This window comes from Chitinophaga sp. YR573 (assembly GCF_900110995.1).
In the GTDB taxonomy this organism is placed as follows: Bacteria; Bacteroidota; Bacteroidia; order Chitinophagales; family Chitinophagaceae; genus Chitinophaga.
In genome coordinates this window covers 4,675,103-4,699,811 of the sequence record NZ_FOJF01000001.1, presented here as the reverse complement: position 1 = coordinate 4,699,811, position 24,709 = coordinate 4,675,103, and the positions used below count along the sequence as shown (strand labels likewise).

At 42.1% G+C, this 24,709-nt stretch carries 21 protein-coding genes; 7 read left to right on the top strand and 14 right to left on the bottom strand.

All coding sequences use genetic code 11. The features are described 5' to 3' along the window. Nucleotides 1–146: 146 nt before the first annotated feature. From BMW86_RS19575 to BMW86_RS19565, 3 genes are all read right to left on the bottom strand, one after another. Nucleotides 147–1,196 carry an ROK family protein gene (locus BMW86_RS19575; RefSeq protein ID WP_255372955.1) on the bottom strand — a complete coding sequence of 350 codons (1,050 nt, stop codon included), beginning with the start codon at nt 1,194–1,196 and terminating at the stop codon, nt 147–149. Nucleotides 1,197–1,529: 333 nt separating this feature from the next. Beyond that, nucleotides 1,530–2,009 (bottom strand): hypothetical protein, encoded by a 480-nt coding sequence (locus BMW86_RS19570; protein WP_089783396.1) that lies wholly within the window; start codon nt 2,007–2,009, stop codon nt 1,530–1,532. A 125-nt stretch (nt 2,010–2,134) separates the two neighbouring features. Beyond that, nucleotides 2,135–2,578, bottom strand: coding sequence for a DUF1569 domain-containing protein (locus tag BMW86_RS19565; RefSeq protein WP_089783395.1), 444 nt, complete (start codon nt 2,576–2,578; stop codon nt 2,135–2,137). Between the two features lie 105 nt (nt 2,579–2,683). Here BMW86_RS19565 and BMW86_RS32575 point away from each other — a divergent pair, with 105 nt between their 5' ends. From BMW86_RS32575 to BMW86_RS19555, 3 genes are all read left to right on the top strand, one after another. Then, nucleotides 2,684–2,869: a hypothetical protein gene (locus BMW86_RS32575; RefSeq protein WP_143056624.1), complete on the top strand. Its 186-nt coding sequence runs from the start codon at nt 2,684–2,686 to the stop codon at nt 2,867–2,869. Nucleotides 2,870–2,939: 70 nt separating this feature from the next. Further along, nucleotides 2,940–5,552: a sensor histidine kinase gene (locus tag BMW86_RS19560; protein ID WP_089783394.1), complete on the top strand. Its 2,613-nt coding sequence runs from the start codon at nt 2,940–2,942 to the stop codon at nt 5,550–5,552. Continuing rightward, nucleotides 5,549–6,292 carry a LytR/AlgR family response regulator transcription factor gene (locus BMW86_RS19555; protein WP_089783393.1) on the top strand — a complete coding sequence of 248 codons (744 nt, stop codon included), beginning with the start codon at nt 5,549–5,551 and terminating at the stop codon, nt 6,290–6,292. The genes BMW86_RS19560 and BMW86_RS19555 overlap by 4 nt, the downstream gene beginning before the upstream one ends. A 37-nt stretch (nt 6,293–6,329) precedes the next feature. On the opposite strand, the gene BMW86_RS19550 is transcribed toward BMW86_RS19555, so the two are convergent. Then, the gene (locus tag BMW86_RS19550; protein WP_089783392.1) at nt 6,330–8,090 is read right to left on the bottom strand and encodes a RagB/SusD family nutrient uptake outer membrane protein; all 1,761 of its coding nucleotides are present in this window, start codon (nt 8,088–8,090) and stop codon (nt 6,330–6,332) included. A gap of 22 nt (nt 8,091–8,112) precedes the next feature. Further along, the gene (locus BMW86_RS19545; RefSeq protein WP_089783391.1) at nt 8,113–11,247 is read right to left on the bottom strand and encodes a SusC/RagA family TonB-linked outer membrane protein; all 3,135 of its coding nucleotides are present in this window, start codon (nt 11,245–11,247) and stop codon (nt 8,113–8,115) included. A gap of 317 nt (nt 11,248–11,564) precedes the next feature. Between BMW86_RS19545 and BMW86_RS19540 the strand changes: the two genes are divergently transcribed. Further along, nucleotides 11,565–12,890: an APC family permease gene (locus BMW86_RS19540; RefSeq protein ID WP_089783390.1), complete on the top strand. Its 1,326-nt coding sequence runs from the start codon at nt 11,565–11,567 to the stop codon at nt 12,888–12,890. A 9-nt stretch (nt 12,891–12,899) separates the two neighbouring features. Here BMW86_RS19540 and BMW86_RS19535 read toward each other — a convergent pair whose 3' ends face one another. The 4 genes from BMW86_RS19535 to BMW86_RS19520 form a co-directional block, all read right to left on the bottom strand. Next, nucleotides 12,900–13,667 (bottom strand): SDR family NAD(P)-dependent oxidoreductase, encoded by a 768-nt coding sequence (locus BMW86_RS19535; RefSeq protein WP_089783389.1) that lies wholly within the window; start codon nt 13,665–13,667, stop codon nt 12,900–12,902. A gap of 58 nt (nt 13,668–13,725) precedes the next feature. Beyond that, nucleotides 13,726–14,301, bottom strand: a complete 576-nt coding sequence (locus BMW86_RS19530; RefSeq protein ID WP_218149168.1) for a Crp/Fnr family transcriptional regulator — start codon at nt 14,299–14,301, stop codon at nt 13,726–13,728. An 82-nt stretch (nt 14,302–14,383) separates the two neighbouring features. After that, nucleotides 14,384–14,806, bottom strand: a complete 423-nt coding sequence (locus BMW86_RS19525) for a secondary thiamine-phosphate synthase enzyme YjbQ (RefSeq protein WP_089783387.1) — start codon at nt 14,804–14,806, stop codon at nt 14,384–14,386. Then, nucleotides 14,803–17,127, bottom strand: coding sequence for a GH92 family glycosyl hydrolase (locus BMW86_RS19520; RefSeq protein WP_089783386.1), 2,325 nt, complete (start codon nt 17,125–17,127; stop codon nt 14,803–14,805). The genes BMW86_RS19525 and BMW86_RS19520 overlap by 4 nt, the downstream gene beginning before the upstream one ends. Before the next feature lie 69 nt (nt 17,128–17,196). Between BMW86_RS19520 and gpmA the strand changes: the two genes are divergently transcribed. Then, nucleotides 17,197–17,886, top strand: a complete 690-nt coding sequence (gpmA, locus tag BMW86_RS19515; protein WP_089783385.1) for a 2,3-diphosphoglycerate-dependent phosphoglycerate mutase — start codon at nt 17,197–17,199, stop codon at nt 17,884–17,886. A 25-nt stretch (nt 17,887–17,911) separates the two neighbouring features. Here gpmA and BMW86_RS19510 read toward each other — a convergent pair whose 3' ends face one another. Further along, nucleotides 17,912–18,607 carry a RibD family protein gene (locus BMW86_RS19510; protein ID WP_089783384.1) on the bottom strand — a complete coding sequence of 232 codons (696 nt, stop codon included), beginning with the start codon at nt 18,605–18,607 and terminating at the stop codon, nt 17,912–17,914. A 92-nt stretch (nt 18,608–18,699) separates the two neighbouring features. Further along, entirely contained in the window at nt 18,700–19,362 is a 663-nt protein-coding gene (locus BMW86_RS19505) for a GDSL-type esterase/lipase family protein (RefSeq protein ID WP_089783383.1), read from the bottom strand. A 112-nt stretch (nt 19,363–19,474) separates the two neighbouring features. Here BMW86_RS19505 and BMW86_RS19500 point away from each other — a divergent pair, with 112 nt between their 5' ends. Together BMW86_RS19500 and BMW86_RS19495 are read left to right on the top strand one after the other, a co-directional pair. Beyond that, nucleotides 19,475–20,527: an AI-2E family transporter gene (locus BMW86_RS19500; RefSeq protein ID WP_177189312.1), complete on the top strand. Its 1,053-nt coding sequence runs from the start codon at nt 19,475–19,477 to the stop codon at nt 20,525–20,527. A 6-nt stretch (nt 20,528–20,533) separates the two neighbouring features. After that, nucleotides 20,534–22,249, top strand: coding sequence for a hypothetical protein (locus tag BMW86_RS19495; protein ID WP_089783381.1), 1,716 nt, complete (start codon nt 20,534–20,536; stop codon nt 22,247–22,249). Between the two features lie 78 nt (nt 22,250–22,327). On the opposite strand, the gene BMW86_RS19490 is transcribed toward BMW86_RS19495, so the two are convergent. The 3 genes from BMW86_RS19490 to BMW86_RS19480 all read right to left on the bottom strand — a co-directional run bounded on the left by BMW86_RS19490 (nt 22,328) and on the right by BMW86_RS19480 (nt 24,708). Next, nucleotides 22,328–23,362, bottom strand: a complete 1,035-nt coding sequence (locus BMW86_RS19490) for an Atu2307/SP_0267 family LLM class monooxygenase (protein ID WP_089783738.1) — start codon at nt 23,360–23,362, stop codon at nt 22,328–22,330. Nucleotides 23,363–23,491: 129 nt separating this feature from the next. Beyond that, the gene (locus BMW86_RS19485) at nt 23,492–23,737 is read right to left on the bottom strand and encodes an Atu4866 domain-containing protein (RefSeq protein ID WP_218149167.1); all 246 of its coding nucleotides are present in this window, start codon (nt 23,735–23,737) and stop codon (nt 23,492–23,494) included. An 86-nt stretch (nt 23,738–23,823) separates the two neighbouring features. Next, the gene (locus BMW86_RS19480) at nt 23,824–24,708 is read right to left on the bottom strand and encodes a glycerophosphodiester phosphodiesterase family protein (protein WP_089783379.1); all 885 of its coding nucleotides are present in this window, start codon (nt 24,706–24,708) and stop codon (nt 23,824–23,826) included. Between the last annotated feature and the right edge of the window lies 1 nt (nt 24,709).

Here is a 24,709-nt window from a genome sequence, read left to right as displayed (position 1 = left end):
TTTGAAAGTAAACAGTCATTTTTCCAAGTGTCTCGTTTTCTGATAGATGACCAAATTTCCCCCGGGTTCTGGTGCAAACAGAATCCGGTTTTTTTTTGATCAGCCATTAATGTTCACGGTTACGTTTTCATATTTGGTTGATTTAATTAGATGTTAGTGTCGATTCCATAATGCTCAATAACTAAAGCTGCGGCTCCTATCAATGCTGCTTCATAACCCATAGTTGATACCTCTATCACTGTGTTGGACGCTAGTCGTGGAATACAATGTTCGTTTATTGCCTGTTGTATAGGCGCCTGCCATATTTTACCTGCAAGTGATCCCCTTCCGCTCAATACTACTAATTCCGGATTGAAGAGATGTATTAAAATAGCTACACCCCTGCCTATATTATATCCTGCTTCTGATAATAGTTCTACTGCAAACTGGTCCCCCCTAACGGCTGCGAAAAGGATATTTTCATGTACTTCTTCGAAAGTTTCCAGTGCTAATTGTTTTAATAAAGAAGCGCGCCCATCCTTTAGTCCCTGTCTGGCCTTTTCGGCTATTATCAGTAATGAAGTTTCTGTTTCAAGACAGCCACTTTTACCACAACTGCATAACTTACCGTTCATGAAAAGCGGTATATGACTGAATTCACCGGCAAAACCATCATGTCCCCTGAATAGTTCTCCGTTCACGATCATCCCCAGTCCTATCCCCCATCCTATATTCACTACCATGGCATCTTTCTTCTGCCTGGCTATACCAAACTTGAGTTCTGCCAGGGCAATCACACTGGAGTCGTTATCTATATATACAGGTATCCCTGTCTTTTCTGTAATATAACTGGTGACGTCTTCTCCAGCTTCCTGGAAAGAGTAGTTGATTCCTTTGCGGGCATCCACAAAGCCTGGCATGCCTATCCCTATCCCCCTTATACGATCTCTTTTGAGACCTGATGTATGAATAACTTCTTCAATTTTTTCTGTCAGTATACAGAGCCATTGAGGCTCTTTAGGCAAATGCAACTCGAATTTTTCGATGTCGGTGACATAGTTGCCCTGCATATCCGAAATAATGATCCTTGTAACAAACTGGTCCATTGCTACGGACACTACGAACATTATATCCGGCCTCAGGGAGTATATTATTGGCTTCCTGCCTCCGGTAGATGCTGCATATCCTGTCTCAACCACGTCCCCTTCTTCTATCATTTCGGCCAGCAATTTGGCTGTAAATGGAAGACTTCTATTGATTCTACTGCTTAAATCCGCACATGAAAACGTTTTCGAAAAGTACAGCTCCTTGATAACTAAGTTCTTATACAATAAGTTTTTCTCTTCCATTACCCAGGATCAATGTTTTGTTAAACTTTCTTGAAGATAATATACTTCTGTTAATTTTTTAATAACTTTTGAAAATTTATTAAAAAGTCCAGTAACTTATTAAATACTAAGGCTTCTTTGGAGAATCATTAAAAAAGAGTGCCTAAAATGGAAAATCCGCTAATAATAGCGGATTTTCCATTTTTTATATCATTGGATAATTTATTTACCACTCTTATCCCACTGATCTTTTAATCTGTACAACTTAATTAAATATATAACCAGCACAATAAGGTCTAGTCTGAAATTAAGGATAAAACTTTGTGTTGAATTCGAATGATCGGGAATAAACATAGAGACAATACAGATCACAACTCCCAACAGACCATCTACCAGCGCCATTACAATTCCCCAATTCTTTTCAGCCCATAGTCCATATGCGGCAATACCTTTCACCATAAAAAGTACTATCAGGCAAAACCCGGCAACCGAAACAGGATCCGTTGACTTCATGCCATATAAACTCAGATTTACCGGAATCCTGAACAATCCTGCTATCAGAATAAAAGGTGCTAAGGCTCCTGCTAAAAGAAACAACCAGGAGAAAGCCCTTATCCACCAGGGCAATATAAACCACCTGCGCTTAACAGGTTGTACATCATCAAATTCCGATGAAAAAATAGATTCGCTTTGCTCTTCCATAAGCAAATATAATATTTCTTTAATGTATAAAGGAGAGGGCTCAATTACTATAGTTGTCTTTTTCTTGTTGTATTTAAATTACATGGATAGAAACCCGATTCTGCGATATTGTTTTATAATGGATTTTACAATAGACCAAACTGTTTCAGATGATGCGTAAAATGCCTCCCATGCCATATCAACCACTCGTTGTGATCCATAGGGCCATATCCACCATGAATAGCTGTATTCCCCGGTATTTTAAAATAAGCATCAAAATCATCCAGCGCCTGCATCAGTTGATGAACAGCCGTTTCAATATCGGGATAGATCAGTGCAGGGAGCTCCCCCAGGAATACATTCTTTGGCAGTTCCTCATTAGACTTAAGCATCCTCTGCTTACTCTCATACGCTTCTGCGGCAGGCCTATCACAGGTAGGTATTTTCGTACCGTTCGTATATTCAACCTGGTTAATTAAATGCTCTACCATTTCCTGTGCAGTCATTTTGCCCCAAAGCGGCACAGCATCGGGTGTAAGACGCAGCAACAACCGGAGTAGTTCTTTTCTGTCACTAATATCAATAAACATATCTCAAAATTACTGTTTAGTCACTTTCTGTCAGGGGGGCAAATGTGACAGATATAGGGTGTGTTTATTCAAATATAATATAAATCAGGTGTTATCTTTGTTTCAATGAGACTAAAATCAAACAGAACCTATTCTGATAAGAGAAAAAGAAGGTACTATTACCATTATATATTGAAGGTGACGGTAAAAGATGTCGTACAATGGGAACTCAATACACAGGATGGTTTTAGTGTAGATGAATTAATAGCTGTGATGAACAATCTTAATAAACCGGATAATCAGTCATATTAACCGTTTGCTCAGTGGGGCATTCTCCGGGTTACCGTTACTGGTAGCTTTGGTACAATAAAATTATTGTATCATGAAAACAATCAATTATGTATTCTTCCTGCTTATCTTTCCTCTCCTGCTGTCAGCACAGGATAAGCATGGATATTTTCCGCTACAACCCGGAGACTGGTTCGAAATGCAGGTTACAATGGGTAATGAAAATGGTCCTTATACGACCAAAGAACCCACATTTCTACCAAACTTTCGCTTTCAGCTGCGATATCATCTTATTAAACAACTACAAGATGGTAAGCAGCAATATAAAATAGAACTGGAAAGGACCATTGTTCATACTACCAGTCTGTCTACTTCTGATGAAGGATGGATGGGATATGACAGTTACTATCCGCCATACAAGCAGCAGCAGTCCCGGAAAACAGCAAAAGGTGCATACTTGCTGGAAATCAGTTCTGATGGCAGTATTATTTCTCTTACCAAAGACTCTCTTCATCTTCCTCCCCGTATAATAACATACGACAATAGCGCTAAGAAATGGGTGAACATGTACAGAACGGTTACCGTAGATCCCATGACAGCAGACCAGGTTAAAGATATAGTGCGGCCAATATTGGCACACCGTGAGTTAACCCGCCGTATAAACGATCCCAGCCTCGAATATGCACAGCTACTCATTGCCGCCTCTTTCCCTATTCCCGGTAATGTTGTAATACAAAGCGCAGAACAAGTAACAATCACTTCCGGTGATAGTACCTGGAAATGCGTGGTAAACAGCGATGGCTCCTTTTCCCGTACTATATTTATTACCAGACCGCAGCAGGCAGAGATCTCATCCGGTGATCATCACAGCCATCTGTTCCTGATGCCAGGCGATACTTTATTTTTAAACAAACAATGGGCATTCAGCGGCAATGCAGCCATCAATTCACAACTGGCCGATAATATCGACAAACAGTTTGGAGAGACCCTCAACCCTGCGCAAGTATCGGCCCAACAAACACTCTCTGACGTTCTATTATCAGAAGAAAAAGAAACTGCCACATTCAATGCCATCATAAAAAATTATCAGGATAAAGCTACACCTGTTTGTATTGATTACTTTAAAACGTACTGGCAATATCGCATAGCTTGTGATAGATTATTCTTTCTTTCCCAGCATAATTACCAGGCTAACGGTTCTCTGCGTCCCTTCCAGGACATTCCTACCGAAGTCACAGCAGCTATTGACAACCTGCCGGTAGTCTTAAACCCATATCCGCAGGAACCGTTTTATAAATCATACATCAGCCAGTTCGTCTCTTATCAGCAGGCACGTATCAGTTTAGCTACCGGTGGTAATTCCGAATCATTCGGTTTCTATGCCGATTATTCAGCCATACTATCTACATTGAAAGGATATCCGCTGTATTTTAAATTAAAAGAGAGTATAGACAATGAACTGAAACAAAGCAGCTGGACAACCAACAGACGACTGCAACCTTATTTTGAAGATTTTATCAATAATTGTGAAGACAGTACGCTTACAGCTCCACTTATTAAAAACTGGCAGCTGATGGAGCGCTGGGCACCCGGCAATCCCTTACCCATAAAACTTACGATGGCCAATGGTAAAACATACGACCTGAATACACAGAATAAAACAACTTGCCTGCTGATAGATTTTTACGGACAGGTAAGACCTGCTGATTATCTCAAACTGGTAAACAGTCATCCCAAAGTGCATTTTGTTTATGCCTGGATACAGATAAAAGGGATGGAAAATAATAAAGATCAGCTGATCAGAAATCTACCTAATGTAACCGTCATCGAACTAAAAAACGATGAAGAGAAAAACTATGAGTTATACGGAATAGATGTTCTTCACAATAACTTTATAGTACTGGATCAGTGGGGAAAGATGATGGATGATCATATTACAGGTACTGATGACGAATGGAAAGACTTAAACGATGCTATTAAAAAAGCGACGAACTCTCCTCAATTTTCAAAAACACAAAAAGCAAACGTGATGAATATTATTGGATGGAGCCTTGGCTCCATCCTCATCACTGCGTTAATAGGTTTATGGATCTATCGCGTACGTATCAGACGTATCAAACTGAAGAACACCATCCAGCAGCTGGAAATAAAAGCCATTCGTTCCCAGATGAATCCGCATTTTATTTTCAATGCACTTAATTCCATTCAGTCGCTGATCAATACTGCTCAATATAAGGCAGCCAATACTTATCTTGTAAAATTCTCTATGTTGTTGAGAAGTGTATTAAATAACTCAGAAAAAAATACACTTCCCCTACTGGACGAGTTATTTACCATAAAGTTATATTGTGAACTGGAACAACTACGCTTCGACTTTTCTTTTGAAATGGATATAGAGGAAGATATAGACCTGGTAGAAATACCTGGCATGATCATACAACCACTGATAGAAAACGCAATTATACATGGACTTGCATCCAAAGGAAAAGATGGTTATCTTTTGATCAAAATAGAAAAACAGCATGAGTCATTAAAGATCTCTGTATATGATAACGGCGCAGAGTTCCAGCCTTCTTCGTCCTCACATAAAAGCCTGGGATTAAAACTCGTAAAACAACGATTACAGTTATTCGGCTCGGCAAGCCTTGAATATAATATCAGTAATGGTACTACCGCCATCTTAACCATTCCAATTGAAGCAGCATGAAAATAAGAAGTATTATTATTGATGATGAAGATAAAAGCCGGGATAACCTGCGTGTATTACTCACGGAATACTGTCCTTCTATAGAAATTGTAGCAGAAGCGGATTCCGCTATTACTGCACTGAAGCTCATCAAACAACTGGAACCTGCATTGTTATTCCTCGATATTGAAATGCCGGGAGGATCAGGTTTTGAATTACTGCAATCACTTCCTGCCAACCGTAACTTTGAAGTGATATTCGTAACTGCTTATGATAACTATGGCATAGCTGCCGTAAAAGCCTGTGCCATTGATTACATATTAAAGCCTATAGATGTGATGGAACTCTCTGCTGCGGTAGATAAAGCTATTGCGCAGATAGGTCCCGATAATCAACGTTTGAAAGAACTGGTGGCCAATATGAATAAGCCTGTGACAGAAAACCGTATCGCTTTCCCGCTAAGTGATAAGATCGTTTTCGCACTGCCTGAAGATATTATACGTATGGAAGCTGCCGGCAATTATACACATGTGTATTTATCCGGGCAAAAGAAACTGATCGTCTGTAAAACGTTGAAGGAATATAATGACTTACTGATAAACAGGGATTTTATTCGCACCCACCAGTCACACCTGATCAACAGACATAAAATAACTGCCTGGATCAAGACGGAAGGCGGCGCTGTTGCTATGGAAGATGGGAGCCAGATACCAGTTTCCCGTCAGCGCAGGGATGAAGTGCTAAAGTTGCTTATGAAATAATATGTAACAAGCCGAAGCTTGTTACATATTGATGTTTTTAATACCCGGGATTCTGCCTGATACGAGGATTACGGTCCATCACATCCTGCGGAATAGGGTTCAGATACATTTTCTGCAGGAATACATGCGGATGATTCAGTGGTACTACTTCATACACCCATACTCCGCTATTATCAGCAGGAACACTGTTAGTGATCTTCATACCATGCCTGTCCAGGTTCAATACATTCTCTGCTGTCTTCCAGCGGATGATATCATAAAAGCGCTTGTTCTCAAAGCATAACTCTATGCGTCGCTCCTGGTGAATGGCGGTACGCATATCATCCTTACTGAGTGCCGCTGGCAGATCAGGAAGACCAGCTCTTGCCCGTACCTGATGCATGGCATCATAAACGCTGGCATCGGGACCTGCGGATTCATTCTGCGCTTCTGCATACCCCAGCAGGATTTCCGCATACCGGTAGTAAATGAAGTTGGCCCCACTGATAGTTCCTCCCCCTGGCCTTACCAACGGGTTTAATCTTTTCTTAAAGTAATAGCCGGTGTTACTCACATCATCTGTCCCGAAATCAATCTGGTTTTTAGATGGATGCACCTTATCGATACGGGTGTAAATCGTATCCTGCTTGTCCATCCAGGCCATTTTATACGGCGCGCCATCATATACTATCCAATTATAAAAACGAGGTTCCCTGCCCACGTATGGATGTTGCGGATCATAACCTGAAGCAGGGTCCTGAATGCTTTTCCCGTTAGCCATCTGGAACTGGTCTACCAGCTCCTGGGTAGGATCGTAATTGCCCCAGGTATAATAAGCACCATTGATCCATACCGGCCCGCCATATTGTTCAAAAGAAGAACCCATCGTAGTAGGTACCACCTGCCGGTCCCACACTACTTCTGCATTGTATTCATTAGCTTCATACCATAGCGCACTGAGATCAGAGAATAAACCGTAAGGATGACCATTACCGTATAGATCCAGGAACTGTTTCAGGGTAGCCGCAGCATCCGCCCATCTTTGCGCATCGAAGTTATTATAGCCCGCCAGCGGATCAGGACCGGCAGCAGGTTGCGCCGCATTATAGGCAGGACTGGCAGCATATAACTGTACCCAGCTTTTTAATGCCAGTGCAGCGCCCAGTGTAGCACGACCAGCATCCGCTTCACCATGATTGTATTTAACAGCAAGGTGACCATTGAGTAATATGGTATCAAGATTACTGGTGATAAAATTGACCGTCTCCGCAAACGTACTGCGGGGATAATACAATCCATTGCTATCACTACGGTTAGGAAGGTTGGTAATGAGAGGAAGTCCGCCCAGATGCATCCATAATTCACTGTAAAAAAAGGTGCGCAGAAACCGTACTTCATCCAGACGTTTCTGTTTCCATTCCGGTGAAAAGTTAGCCGCATTGGCCTCTACTTCAGCCATAAAAGTATTACACTTTCTAACGGCAGTAAAAATAGCCGGCCAGTTGGTAAGATCACCAGATCCCGTAATACCACCCCATACAGTATAATCAGTACCGGAAGCCGCTACAATCCCCTGCTTCCAGTTATTAGAGGTGTAATAAAAGCCTGCATCATTATCATCGGTAAAATTATCCAGGTTCTCAGGTTGATTCCAGTAATTGGGCAAGCTGCCGTAAATATCATTCAAAAAGATATCAGCATTTCCTTCTGATGCCCATTGTATCGCATCCGTTAACTGTGTTTTATCGGTCTTCTCAAGGAAATTTTTATTACAGGAAAAAAGTAATATTAATATGAAAATCGATTTTATGTATTTCATAATAAGTCCAGTTAGTTGTGATCTAAAAAGTTACATTCATTCCCATTACGTATACTTTCTGATTGGGGTAAGCAGTTTCACCATCCGTATAACCTACTTCCGGGTCCATGAATTTCAGCTTGCTGAAGGTGAGCATGTTTTGTCCGGATACATACACACGTAGTGCCTTTATCTTTAAACGTTGCAATATTGCATCAGGTAATGTATACCCCAGCATCACCGTTTTCAGGCGCAGCAAAGCCGTATTCGCCATCCAGAAATCGGATACCTGGGTATTGTTAGCATAGGGAGATTGATTCGCCCTTGGATACTTTGCATTCTGATGATCAGGAGTCCAGCGGTTGTTGTAATATTCGTAAGCGGAGTTGCTGTTGTTGTTATTGAAAGGGATAGTCTGGAATCCTGAAATACTAAAGCTTGACATTGCTGAACCCTGAAAAAACAAACTCAGATCTAATCCTTTCCAGGAAGCTGTTGGCGTAAATCCATAAGTAATGAATGGATATACCGGATTGCCTATACGCGTTTCATCATTTGCATCAATCTTTCCATCCGGTTTTCCATCAGGACCACTCAGATCTGCATATTTTATATCTCCCGGATGCAGAGCCCCAAACTGTGTTACATTATAACCATCCGCTGCGTTGATCAATCCATCATTATTTTTATCATCGGATGTACTGAAAAGCCCTATTGCATGATAACCGAAAGGAGTACCAAAAGGTCTGCCCGTTCTGCTTCTGTTAGGATTATTCCGGGTAGCAGAAGTCTCGAAGATCTGTAACATTTTATTCCGGGCATAACTGAAATTTCCACTGATCCCTACATGCAAACCATTGGAAAACTCATGTTTGGTAGCTACCGTGATTTCTATCCCATGATTCTCCATGATGCCTTCATTTTCATCAGAAAGACCTAATCCATATTCGATAGGAACAGTAACTGCCGGCGGTAATAACATCCCTGTTCTTCTCTCATGAAAATAATCTACTTCAAGATCCAGCAATCCTTTCCACAATGATGTTTCAAAACCTATATCTGTTTTGTTAGAGATCTCCCAGGTGATATTGGGATTAGCTTCACGAGGCACGTATGATCCCTGTACCATAGTACCAGTACCATATGCATAAGCATTGCCATATAGTAAATACCCTTGCAGATACTGGAAAGGTGTTCCCGCAAGATTACCTGATTTACCCCACGACCCTCTTACTTTCAGATAATTGATAAATGATAGTGGGCGTAAGAATTTCTCTTCGGATAATACCCATCCGGCAGAGAATGCAGGAAAATAACCCCAGCGTTTTCCCGGTGCAAAATAGTAATGACCATCATAACGGCCGGATGCTTCCAGCAGGTATTTATGCGCATAACTATAACCCACTCTGTATACAAAACCTATCTGACTTCCGGCTGAAGAAGAACCTCCATTATCGAAGTCGCTCTTATCAGAACTACCCATCCCCAGCTCATCTATGTTAACACCAAAATTATTCCTGCGGGCAGAGAATGCACTGGAATCACTTTTACGGGCTTCTGCCACTACTAATCCTGTAATATCATGTTTGCCGAAAGTCCGCTGGTAGTTCAGGTATCCCTGGAAAGTATATATTCTTTGCTGTGCATATTTTTGTCCCAGCCAGGTATAAGAAGCAGCATTTCCTTCGGCAGTAGAAATCTGTCTTTTGTAGGTATAAGGAGTAGTTGACAGGTCCTGCGAATAAAAATAAAACGGTGTATGCCATCCTTTGCTGGTCATTTGTGTAGGATCAAAACTAAAAGATCCCTTAGCACTTAAACCTGGAATAAATGGCAATTGCTGGTTTACAGAAATCGTAGACAGCAAAGTATTTCTGTCGTTGTGCAGGTAACCCGCATTCAGCATACCTATAGGAGAATTGCCTGCAAACTCACCCCATAATCCATTGCTGTAGCGCAGGTTGGCAATAGGAATGAATTTATAATTACTACGGAAAAGATTAGTTACAGATATAGCTGTATCCACAGAATGTGTTTGTTCAAAAGCCCCTATCAGCGACAGGTTTACTGTAGTGGTTTTAGTGGCCTGCACTTCCAGGTTAACAGTATAATCATAACGATGATAATTAACAGGATCAAACATACCCGACTGGTTCAGATAACCCAGTGATACAAAATATTTCATGGTAGGAGATCCGCCACTCAGCTGTAATGTATAGTTCTGCATAGGCGCATGCAGATGTACCAGGTCTTTGGTATTGCTGATAGGATATTTATCAGGGTCCTGTGCATTGAGTGTGGCATAATGATCTATCAGGTCTTTTGTATAGGGAAGTTGCGTACCTGTTGGATTTTCATTCAGATAAGCTTCATTATGCAGGCGCATATAATCCTGTGCATTGAGCATAGAAGGATAATACGTAGGCGTCTGCACACCATAGTAAGCATTGAGAGATAACTGGGGCGGACCATCGAGTCCCTTCTTTGTGGTGATCAGTAATACTCCGTTTGCCCCACCTAAACCATAAGGCGCTACGGCAGCCGCATCTTTCAGCACTGTTACAGAAGCAATGGAGCTGGCGGGTATTTCATTAATGTTATTACGAATGATACCATCGATGACGATCAGCGCACCATTGTTTCCTGTAGTTGCAATACCACGGATGTGAATATCAGGATTATCTGCCCCTGGCCTTCCTCCATTAGGGCGCATGCTTACACCGGCAACCCTGCCTGCCAGTGAGTTGGAAATATTGGGCACCGGTGATTTGGCAAGGTCCTTCCCGCCTACCGATGATACAGCAGCCGTAGTAGATACCTTTTTTTGTGTACCATACCCAATTACAAGGACTTCATTTAATCCGCTGGCGCTTTCCGTTAGCGTTACCTGTAAAACGCTGCGGCCAGCTAATGCGATTTCCTGGGATTGGTATCCCATGTAACTGATTTCTAACACAGCCTTATCTTCGGCTGGTACCTGTAACTGAAAGGAGCCATCTTCTTTGGATAAAGTACCGGTGTTCGTACCTTTTATTTTGATGGTAACACCGGCCAGGAATTCGCCTTTCGTGTTTTTGATGATGCCTTTTACTAAAGCAGAAAAGGCATACGCGGGTAACATTAACAGCACAAATAGCAGCAATGCGGGCAAAGGGATTGCCCATTGTTTTTGTTTCATAGTGACTCATTAAACGGTGGAAAAATGCATGACGGTGCCATTAACAGCATCCGGATGTTGTTTTAATCGTATAGTATGAAAATTGGCTAAGTAGGGTTACTATAGGTCATAACATGGGTTTCTTAGGTTGACAAATACTATCAGATATTATTCGAGGGCCAGGCTTCTTTTTTCGGGTTAATAGCAAGATACAATTAATTAAAAGAAATAGATTTCCTTTTATCCATCAGTTTATGGTATTTTTTTGGCAATGACAGAAAAGGCAGGAGAATATCTCCGGCCTTTTCTATTCAATATTTTTTTACTTTTACCCCGCAATGAGTCAACCAGAACTTTCCCGTCGCATAAGTTTAATACAGGCTACCGCCATCAACATGACAGACATGGTAGGTATTGGCCCGTTCATCGTATTAAGTGTGGTAGCAGAAACGATGCACGGTCCCAGCTTTCTGTATGCATGGATAGCCGGGGCATTCCTCTCATTCATAGACGCTATGGTATGGAGTGAACTGGGTGCTACCTTCCCCAAGGCAGGTGGCAGCTATAACTTCCTAAAAGAGAGCTTCGGACCACGAACGGGGAAACTCATGAGTTTCCTGTTTGTCTGGCAGACGATGATCCAGGCGCCTCTGGTGATTGCTTCAGCGGCTATAGGTTTTGCACAGTATACAGGGTATATCTTCCCATTAGGTTTCTGGGAAACAAAGGCCGTGAGTGGAATGGTAGTGCTGCTGATTATCTTTCTGTTATACAGGAACATTGAAACGATTGGTAAGATAAGCGTACTGTTATGGATAGGCGTATTGGTTACCATGGCATGGATCATCAGCGGGGGTATTACCCATGGTCACTTCCTGGAGCCAATAAAACATATTAACGACGGACTGGAACTCAACTATGCTTTTGCGGCAGCACTGGGCTTTTCCAGCGTAAAAACTATTTATAGTTACCTGGGATATTATAATGTCTGCCATTTAGGCGGAGAGATCACAATGCCGGAGAAGAATATTCCCCGGAGTATGTTCATCTCCATAGCAGGGATTACCGTATTATACCTCTGTATGAATATCAGTGTGGCTTCCGTTTTGCCACTGGAACGGATAGAAAAGAGCCCTTTTGTAGTGAGTGAGTTCATCCAGGTATTGTCCGGGCATACTGCGGCTACGGTTGCCACGGTGTTAATCCTGTGGGTGGCCTTTGCGTCGGTATTCTCTGCTACATTGGGGTATAGCAGGATACCTTATGCAGCAGCGCAGGACGGCGCCTTTTTCAAGATATTTGCCAAACTGCATCCAACTAAGAACTTCCCATATGTATCCCTCCTTTTTTTAGGAGCAGTCGCTTTTGTATTCAGCCTGCTGTTTAAAATCAAAGAAGTGATCAGTGCGATACTGGCGATGAGGATATTAATACAATTTATCTCTCAGGCTGTTGGATTGATTATGCTGAGTAAGAAAAAGGGAAGAGCATTCTTTAAATGGCGCATGCCTTTGTTCCCGGTGCCGGCTATTCTTGCTATCATTATCTGGATAGGGATCTTTATCTCTACCGGGGTGCACATGATGCTGGCTGGCGCAGGAGTTACCGCAGCAGGTATTGTAGCTTATACAATTAAGAAAAGACTGTTTACTGAAAAATTATAAGAGCTGCTACTAATTAGTAGCAACTCTATTTTTCATCATACCTGATACCACATTAATCATACTCTTTCTTGGTAACAACCTGGGTAAGAATGATTGCAGATAATTAACTCTCCCTGTAATCTTATAACTCTTTCCTTTAAAAAATGCTTCCAACCCTTTTTGTGCTACATACTCCGCTGTATCCACAGCCATGTCCTTTGTATCCGCTTTTGCAGCCAACTGGAAGTTAGTTGCGGTATTACCCGGACAAACAGCTGTTATCGTCACCCCTCTATGGTAGTACTCTCCATACAGTGCCTCAGAAAAGGACAATACAAAGGCTTTACTGGCACAATACACCGCCACATAAGGGCAAGGCTGAAATGCGCCTGTAGAGGCGATATTTATCACGCCTCCTTCCCCTCGTTCCAGCATACCCGGTAATACCAGCTGTGTTAGTTTAACAAGTGCATTGATATTTAACTCCAGCATTTCCTCATAAGAAGATTCATCTAAAAAGTTGGCCCACTTTCCTATGCCTGCATTATTAATCAGCAGATCTGCTTTTACTCCGTTAAACTTTGCAATATCTTCTTTATGGGAAAGGTCGGCCACTATTACCTGCACCCTGGTCTTATACTGACCGATTATCCGGGTAGCTATGTCATTTAGCTGCTGTGATGAACGCGCTGTTAAAATAAGGTTTGCTCCTTTTTTTGCTGCTTCGAAAGCAAATGCTTTTCCTATTCCTGAAGAGGCACCTGTGATTAACACGGTCTTTCCTTTGATACTTTTCATTGTGTTTGTTTTACAATGCAAAGATCAGTAGCCCGGAATAGTTCCTGCTGAACAAATGTTAAGAACTTATCTTCTTTCGTATACGGCTTAAAGACTGGGGTTCTATACCCAAATAAGAGGAGATATATTGTAAAGGTACCTGTTGGATAATTTCAGGCTGATGAGCTAACAGTTTAAGATATCGTTGTTCAGCAGATAAACCTATCATCTCTTTTGTACGTGTCTCATTATATGCAAGTGATTTTTCATAGATAATTTTGCCAAATAAAGCCCATTGGGTGCTACGCTGATATAACCATTCCAGGTCATCTTTAGTGATCTTTAACAGCTCACAGTCTGTTACACATTCTACATTATCAGGGGCAGGAGTTCCAGAGGTAAAACTATTGAAGGATGTAATAAATCCCGGAGGACAGTTAATATGTGTGGTAATCTGTTTTCCATCCTCCCAATAAAATACCCTTACAAAGCCGGAGTTAATAAAATACAGGAATTCAGGAACTTTCCCTTCTTTCTCCAGCATCGTATTTTTTTCACAATTCAATGGGCGGAACAAGGTTGTAACGAACCCTTCATCAGGTTGATCCATCTGCACATGTTCGGCAATAAGATTCAATAATTTACTATGTACCACAATTTAAAATTACAAATAAAACCCGGCTTTATTGGGAGAGCTTTTCTATTTTAACAGGCATGAGTTCTGTGCTGGTACAATGCTATTCTCCCCATGCAGTAATAATCAGACTCCTTGGCCCTCCATGATCCCTGTGCTCACATAAATAAATCCCCTGCCAGGTGCCAAATGCAAACCTCCCATTACGCACAGGTATCATCACAGAACTACCCAGTAAAGCAGCCTTCAGATGTGCAGGCATATCATCCGGTCCCTCATCATTATGTATATACTCCGGATCATTCTCCGGTACCGTTTTACTGAAGTACATTTCAAAATCCTGCCTTACAGTTGGATCTGCATTTTCGTTAATTGTTAAAGAAGCAGATGTATGCTGGATAAACACCTGACACATCCCCGTCTTCATTTCCCTGATATGAGGAAACGCCTGCATCACTTCCGCCGTAATCAGGTGGAAGCCTCTCCTTCTTTCTCTTAAGTGTAATGATTCCTGGTATATTTTCATCGTTTGGGCGTAGCTGCCATTTTCAATTCCAAGGTACCACCTTTTACAAGATCAGCAAAAGGAACACTTAAAGCAGGCTGTCCATTCAGCATAGCCGACTGAACATATATGTTCTGCTTTGAGTTGTCGGCAGCTGTTATTACAAACGCTTTTCTTCCGGGTACATTAATCGTCACCTTATCAAACAAAGGACTGCCTATCTGGAAAGATGGTGATGGCGCTGTCAGTCCTTTTACATCAAATAAACCCATTCCTGCCATTACATACCAGGCGCCCAGCTGCCCCTGGTCTTCATCCTGACCATAACCATATCCATGTATCCCCTCTGTTCCATAAAACTCATCACAGATAGCACGTACCCATTTCTGTGTGAGATCCGGCCTGCCGGAGAAATTAAATAACCAGGAGATATGTAGATTAGGTTGATTCCCATGATTATATAATCCCTGTAATCCTGCAAAAGCATCTATCGTTTTTCCACCACCAAAAATATTTTTCCGGGAGATAGTGAAAATGCTATCCAGGCGTTTATTGAAGACATCTTTGCCTATTACTGCTACTAACTCTTCCACATCATGTGGTACAAAGAAAGTATACTGCCAGGCATTACCTTCCTGGAATCCTACCCATGGAGCAGCAGGATCAAAAGGTGTTATAAATTGTCCGTTGTTATCTTTAGGTCTGATGAATTTAACAGATGAATCGTATAACAGTTTCCATCCTTTAGACAACTTTATCAGCTGCTCATAATCTGCAGTTTTACCTAATGCTTTGGCAAACTGTGCAACAGCATAAGCGCTAAAAGAATACTCCAGTGTATGAGAAGCACCAAAAGCAGAACCTTTCGTGGTCAGCTCCCGCTGGTTTGTATCACTCTCTGGTATGTAAGGAGAAAAACCGCGTTTAACGAACGCACCTACATCCAGTTTACCCGCGCCTGGTAAACGTCCTTCATCTGCCAGTTCATTTTTGCGTGCCGCTTCATATGCCAGGTTTACATCAAAGTTTCTGATGCCGGCATTGTAGGCAGCAGCTATTGCAAGCCCTGTGAAGTTGGTACCTACACCAGATACGTATTTGCTGTTGGCGATACCATCACCCAGCCAGCCGGCGTCTTTGTAAACAAGTAACTGACTCTGTACCCAGTCGGCATAATATTCAGGATAGGCTACAGACCAAAGCTGTGTAAGATTCCAGTAAGCGCCCCAGATAGCATCTGTGTTGTAGTGATTATAAGCAGGTTTGTCACCATTGAATGGTATCTGCCCTATGCTGCCATCATTCTTTGGATAGGCACCATTTACATCACTGGCCAGTCCACGGCCCAATAAGGCATGGAATAAACCGGTATAGAACTTCGTCTTATCCTCTTCAGTACCACCTTCTACCGTGATGCGGTGCAGGTAGTCATTCCATTTATCAGTGGTTTGTTGCTTAGCTTTGTCAAATGTCAGTGCTTGGGCTTCTGTATCAAGATTCAGACGGGCATTTTCAACAGAGGTATAAGATAGCCCCACTTTGATGGTAATGGCTTCATTAGCGCTGGTATTAAAAGTAAGGTACATCCCTGCACCCGGCCCTTTTACTTCTTTTTGTCCGGCCATAGGAATACTGTCTATGAATATTCCGTAAGCAGCAGGTGTTTTATCCAGCACTGCTGAAAAATACATGTTAACAGTAGCGCCCTTCTGGTATTTCTTCACATATTCCGGACTGGTAATAACATATCCTTCAATGCGGTTGCTATCTACCAGTTTTACATCTGCATCTACAACAGCACCGCTTTCACCTTGTCTATGACCAATATCAAAAATAATATTGGATGCTTTTGAAGCAGGAAAGGTATAACGGTGAAATCCTACACGATCTGTGGCGGTTAATTCCGCTTTTATCTGATAGTCTTTCAGTATAACGGAATAATATCCTGCTGTCGCAAACTCATCTTTACGGTCGAAGTTCGAGCGGTAACCACCAGCTACGTTTTCCAGTGTGCCTGGTTGTGTTTGCAGAGGACCTACAGTAGGCGCAAAGACAATCCCTCCTACCTGGAATTCGTGGAAGTTGGGGAACCCTTCTATAGAAGTATGACGTTCGTCATATCCTACGGCTTCCCATCCACTGGCATTGCCATAACTGCCATTAGTAGACGGTGCTAATTTAGCCATACCAAAAGGACTGGCAGCAGGTGTATAGAAAAACCAGCGGCTATGTGCTACCCCGATATTCGGCTTTACATAGTGTGTAAAGTCAGTACGCTGTTTATTAGCGCTGCACCCATACAAAGTGAGCATGATAATTGAGACCCTAAATAACGATTTCATACGATGGAACTTAATTACTGACAAAATACAAACTTTATTCAGTTATATTTAATAAGCAAAATAAGACCTATGTTAAAATTGGTATTACTTCGTCACGGACAAAGCGAATGGAATTTAGAGAACCGTTTTACAGGATGGACAGACGTAGACCTTTCTGAAGAAGGTATTAAACAGGCTAAACATGCCGGAGAGCTGTTAAAAAAAGAAGGTTATTCTTTTGATATCGGGTTTACTTCCTTACTCAAACGCTCTATTAAAACCCTGCATTATGTGCTGGAAGAAATGGACTTATTGTGGATCCCGGAAGAGAAATCCTGGCGTTTAAATGAACGTTTCTATGGGGCGCTACAGGGCCTTAACAAAGAAGAGACTATTGCCAAATATGGAGAAGAGCAGGTGCATAAATGGAGAAGAGATCCTCATGAACATCCACCTGCAGTAGATCGGGCAGATCCCCGGTTTCCAGGTAATGATCCCCGGTATAAAGGGCTTACTGAAAGAGAATTACCACTAACGGAGAATTTAAGTGAAACGATGGACAGGGTACTCCCCTTCTGGACAGAAACCATTATGCAGGCGGTAAGGAATCATAAGAAAGCGATTATATGTGCCCATGGGAATAGTTTACGTGCATTGATCCAGTATGTAGATCATTTAACAGATGAAGAAGTAACTACGCTGGATATACCAACAGGGGTTCCCTGGGTGTATGAGTTAGATGAGGATTTTAACAGGATCAGACATTATTATTTAGAATAGCTTATTACGCTTGCTTTCCATTTCATTATTTAATCACTTTATACCTGATCCACCATACATTATCTTCCCACTCTTCCATGAAGAATAAGTCCAGCTGAGAAGCAGGCGTCTTGGGTAATGATCCGTTCACATCAAACAAAGTAGGTGTATTATCAGTACCATCAATTACCGGGCATGATAAAAGACTTAATTCATCAATCAGTCCTGCATTTAGAATAGAACCATTAATACTTCCTCCCCCTTCTACCAGTAATCTTTTGATATTGAATATGCTGAACAGTCTTTCGAAGACACTGTTAAAGTCTATTTCTTCTTCTCCTCCAAAAAGATAAGAGATCCCCTTTTCCTGTAAAAAGGCCAGATACTCATCAGATACAGCTGTAGTCAATACCGTAATGATATGATCTTCATCAATGACAGATGATGCCCAGTTCAGTTTACCGGAAGGATCAATAGCAATAGCAAAAGACTTTTCCTTATAAGGAGCAATAAAATCTACCCGTTCTACCGGTTTACTGACAGGCTTGAGCTGTAAAGGTTCTTTGCTGGCAAAGCCCTCTTCCATTGTGATCCTGCCGCAAAGCCATGCATTGGTATTGTGCACCAGTGCCGTTTCCTCATAGGTGTTGGTGTAAGAAACCTTTCTTTCGCCCCATTGTTTCAACAGGATTCTGCCATCCACAGAACTCATCATATGGCAGATTACATATGGTTTACTCATGAATTTTTTTTGGAAAGAAGAACAACAAATAATAAGCCTGATTCTTTGAACCTTTCACTATCTTCTTTATTAGTACCAGGCAGAAAAAGCACCTAGGATCTCTTTAACAGATAAGGTTCTACCGCGGCACGCCAGATCTTATATCCCTGCCCATTCATATGCAGCATATCTCCTACAAATAACTCAGGGCGGAGTTTTCCTTCCGGCGTTAACATCAGAGAGAAAACATCAATAAAAGTAATATTCTTATCTTCCTTCAGATATTCACGTATCAGTTCATTCGCTGCTATCGCTTTGGGCTGATATTTTTCCCTGCTGGGACTGGGTTTAATAGAGATATAAAGAATAGATATTTCAGGTAATTTAGCTCTTATCCCTTCTATCAGGCGTTTCGTTCTGTTTAAAACAGAATCGGCTGTAGACTGCTCATCCGGTAAATCATTCTCTCCCACATAAATAACAATCTGACGGGGATGATAAGGAAATACAATATCATTAAGATAATAAGTGATATCATTTACAACGGCCCCGCCAATCCCCCTGTTTAACACTACATAGTCTGCAAAAGTCCTTTCCAGGTCATTCCATTTACGGATAGAAGAACTACCGATAAAAAGGATAGGCTGATAGGGAGGCTCATACATCTGATCATACTTTCTGATCGTTTGTACATCTTCCCGGTATGCCTGTTTATTTTGTGCAGAAAGGGTTTCACCAGCAATGATCAGGAAAACAAAAAACAGTAATTTTTTCATATGACGATTTTACCTGATCAAATATAAGATATAACATTGGCATGCTTCTGGTAGCCAAATATTTATTACATTGTAAGGCCCCATTACGATGGAGTTTAAAATTACTCACTTTATGAACAGCGTTAAACTGGCCTTTTATGCACGCCTGGCCCTGATACTGCATGCGCTTATACTCGTGCTGATCCTGATGCACTTTGGGAAAACCATTATTATTCCACTCTTTTTTGCTTTGCTGATATCTTTTGCATTACTCCCGGTATCCAGACAACTGGAAAATTGGGGATTACATCGTGGATTTGCTTCCGCAGTGTCAGTATTGTTATTTGTATTGGTGATAGCCGGGTTCATCTACTTATTAAGTCACCAGGTGGTAAGTTTTACCCATCACCTGCCGGAACTGCAAACCAAATTTACAGGGATGCTGCAGGAGATCAGCTCCTGGGTATTCAATACTTATCATGTTGATTATCAGCAGCAGACGGCTTACTTAAAAAGGTCTGCCGGTAGCCTGGAAGATACAGCATTTACCTCTCTGGGAGCAACCTTTATAGGTGTGGGCGAAGTAGTCATTCTCACTATCTTCTTCCTGATCTTCACTTTCTTTATGTTATACCACCGTCGCCTGTTCAAACGTTTTATACTGGCGCTGTTCCCCGATGATCAGCTGCATAAGGTAGAAGAAGTGATCAGCAGCGCTAAGAGTATGATCAACCGGTATATTATCGGCTTACTGACAGAAATGGCAATACTGATTGTATTACTGGTATCTACCTTCGCAATTTTAGGGGTTAAATATGCGTTACTGATAAGTGTAATAGCGGCTGTGCTGAATGTAATACCTTATCTGGGTATTTATACGGCAATGGCCATCAGTATGGTGATTACGCTGGCAGACGGGACACCAGCTCAAGCATTAACGGTAGGGATTGTGTTTATTGTCGCACATTTCCTGGATGCTAATATACTGTTGCCACGTATCGTAGGTGGTAATGTAAAACTGAATCCGTTAATTACTATCATAGCCGTATTAACCGGCAAATTAATCTGGGGGATTCCCGGTATGTTCCTTTTCATTCCGCTCACGGCTATTATCCGTATTATCAGTGAGAAGGTAGAGGGACTGCAACCATGGGCTATCCTGATGGGAGAAGACAAAGAAAAATAATACAATATGTTCAGAAACATTGCATTGTTGTTGTTGTTATTCATCAACAGAGAAACTGCTGCCCAATCCCTCCCCTTTATTATGGATATGGTATATAATAATCCGGGAGAAGCGCCTTTTGTAACCAAGTACAATAATCCTGATTATTTAAAATCTGCGGGGTTTAACGCAATGGTACCTAAATGGTACGTAAGCTGCGCCATCACTTACGACAATGTTCAAAAGAACATTGTTCCCCTTAACAGTCCGGAAAGGAGATGGATAGACAGCACTGCAACTGTGATAGAACGTAAGTTGGCAGAATACAAAAAAGCCGGCATTAATGTTTATCCGTTCACGGACCTCATCGTTTTCCCTAACTCCATATGGGAAAAGTACGGAGACTCTATCAGTACCAAAGGAGATGCCCGTAAACCGGATATCAACCGCCCGATGACCCAACAGCTGCTAAGAGCACAGATAGCCGGTATTTTCGATCGCTTTCCGCAATTGGATGGCATTGTATTACGCTTCGGCGAAACCTACCTGCACGATACTCCTTTTCATAAAGGAGGGAGTCCTATCGGCAATGGAAAACAAGGCATACAGGACCATATTACATTTATCAATATTTTAAGGGATGAGATCTGCGTTAAAAGAAATAAGAAACTCTTTTACCGTACCTGGGACTTTGGCTATAACTTCCACAACAATCCTGATTACTACCTGGCAGTTACCAATGCGATCGCTCCTCATCCCAATCTTATCTTCTCCATCAAATATCAACAGGGCGATTTTCTTCGTATGACACCTTTCAACCCTACCCTGGGTATCGGTAAACATAAACAGATTGTAGAATCAGAGTCTGCGATGGAAGTATACGGTAAAGGTGCACATCCTTACTACGCTGCTTATGGAGTTATCAATGGCTGGCCGGAGACTAAATACGAGATCGTGGATGCACGTTTTACCGGTAAGCTGAATAATCCTTCCAATCCAAGAGGTATTAAAGACATCCTTAACAAGGGATTGTTATGCGGTGTCTATACATGGTCGAGAGGTGGCGGATGGACAGGCCCTTATATCACCAGTGAAATATGGACAGACCTGAATACATACGTCGTATCTCACTGGGGGATGAATACCAGTCGTAGTGAAGAGAAAATCTTCTATGAATTTGCAGCGCTGCATGGCATGACCGGCATACAGGCTGATCGCTTCCGGCAGATTGCCATGTTGAGCATAGAAGCTGTGCGTAAAGGACAATGCAACAGCTATGCAAATAACCAGGTGTGGTGGTCCCGCGATCAGTTTTTCTCCGTAAGCGTTAATAAAGATGTTATCAGCGACATCTTAAAAGAGAATGTCGCAGATAAAGTATTGGCGGAAAAAGCAGAAGCAACGGGTATGTGGAAACAGATAGAAGATATCTCCAAAAATATAACTATTCCCGGCGGAGATTCAACAGTAGAAGCCATCAGGGTATCCTGCACTTACGGACGTATCAAATATGCATTGTGTGAGCAGATGTGGATCATGATGCTGGAATATGCCAAACCCAACCCTGACAAGAATATTCTGGCTCCTGCGGTACAGAAATACGACCAGCTATGGGCAGAATGGCGTGCCTTAAAAACATCCAGTAAATATTGCGCAACATTATACACTGATATGGGCTTCCTGAATGAAAGAGGCGGCAGCATAGGAGAAATGGTAGATGCCATCCGCAAAGTTATCCGGTAAACTCCATGAATAGTTACAAGAGGTTGTCAAAATGAAATACCACTAAAGGGATGTTTCATTTTGACAACCTCTTGTACGTTATTTATCTCCCAACGCTTTTCGCACTGCCGGCGCTACTTTAGTACCGTACAATTCTATAGAGCGTAATACCTTATCATGTGGCATTTCATCTCCTACCAGCTGCGCAAGGAAACGGGTATTCCCGAATAATTTATGCTGCGCCAGTATCTTATCAATGGCCTGCTCCACACCACCTACCATCAGTGGTCCTTTCTCTCTGAGATAGTCGAACTGTGGCCTGTTAAGGGGCGACCAGCCTCTCTCCGCTCCTACGCGGTTCATCAGCACTTCATATCCGGGATAGAAATCTTCGGCGGCTTCGTCTTCATGCTCTGCAATATGGAACTGCGAGCTGATACCCAGCTGTAATTTACCGGCATCATGGCCTGCCGCTGTAGCGGCATCCCTGTACGTTTTAACGAAGGGTACAAAATGTTCCGGACTACCACCCAACAATGCCAGCATCAGCGGAAGATTCATCCTGCCGGCACGTTTGGCAGATGCAGGGGTACCTCCTGCTGCCAGCCATACAGGCAGAGACTCCTGCAAGGGACGCGGGTAGATGCCCCGGTTCACCAAAGGCGCCCTGAACTCTCCTTTCCAGGTAACAAATTCATTCTTGTTGATCGTCAGCAGCATTTCCAGTTTTTCATTGAAAAGCGCATCATAATCATCCAGTTTATATCCGAATAAAGGGAAGGATTCAATGAAGGAACCTCGGCCAGCCATGATCTCGGCACGTCCGCCGGAAATCAGGTCTACGGTAGCGAAGTTCTGAAACGTTCTCACAGGGTCCACTGAACTTAATACAGTCACAGAACTGGATAAACGTATGTTTTTAGTAGTGGCCGCCGCTGCTGCCAGTATCACTTCAGGCGCTGATACCATAAAATCAGGCCGGTGATGTTCTCCCAAAGCAAATACATCCAGTCCCACTTCATCTGCCAGCTTTATTTCAGCGAGTAATTCCTGCATGCGGCGATGTGCATTTACTGCCTTTCCTGCTCCATGGTCACGACGTACGTCCCCAAAGGAGCTAATACCTAATTCCATTTTCATCACACAAATATCGGAATGTGATCTTACTTTCAGAAATAGTTGTGCTTTCCTGTGGGGAACTATGTGCAGGTAATAAAAAAGCCTCAGACATCAGTCCAAGGCTTTCTATTCCGGAGCGGGTATTTATTTTTCTCTGAAGAAGATATATCCGCCATGATAGAGGGTATCTTCATCTTTAAAATCTCCTGTTGCTGTAAATCCGCTATCATCCCAGTACATGATATGATCTCCCTTTATTTCATATCTGCCTGTATAAGCACTTTGCTTATTCCCACGCGCTTCATCATACTTACCATTGGATAGTAATTCCTGTCTGATATATCCGTTGGCAGTTACCCACATGCCTACGTATTTGTGATGCTGTTCCATATGAATCATTTTAATAACTCAAAGTTACAGCTGCCTGTAGTCAGGGCTTCTACAGATATCAAACAGATAATTGTATAATTCAAACATCACTTATGCAATCCTTTCTTCCTTAGATAGGCCAGTAATGCTGCCGGCCTGTCTGTCTGAATAATAGTAAACCCTCTATCCAGCAGCCATTGCCAGCTATCCTTTATATTGCCATCGTCGAAAGCCATATCATCATAATGACCACCATTCAGACTGGCCCACAAAGAATTTACCCATAACCTGGATTGTTTAATATCTTTCAGATGGGATAAAATAGCAGGTGTATCACTTTTAAATATCAGCTCAAAAGCTACCGGTTTTATCTGTGATACGGCATCATGAATAGTATGCAGCGCCGCGGAATCATCCAGCGATACGATAGACATGTAATGTATCTTTTTCAATACAGCTGCATAATCATCTATTACTTTGCCGGCAGGTAAATCTCCTTTAAAAATAGCCTGATTAACAGTACCTGTTTTTTCAAGCACAGCATATGCTTCGTTTATATATCTGTAAGATTTATCCAGGTTCACCATCACTTTCCCTTTTGCAGCCAGCATAGCTTCTTCCAGTGTAGGAATACGATGATGGGTAGGAACACCACATCCGTTGCGCAGGTACAATGTTTTCAGAGAATCCAGGGTAAAATCACTCACCTTTCCTTTACCGGTAGTAGTACGATCGATCTTCTCATCATGCATGAGAACAAGCTGACCATCTGCTGTTTTCTGTATATCAATCTCCACGATATCCACTCCCATCGCAATCGCATATTTAATAGCAGCGATAGAGTTCTCAGGTGCATTGCGCCAGTCGCCCCGATGGGCAGCTACCAGTACCTCTTTCCCTAAAGGATTTTTAAATTCACTGATAATAGCATTCACCTGCGCATTTACTGCTATAGTAAGCAGCAATAATAAAAATGTAAGTACCTGTTTCATG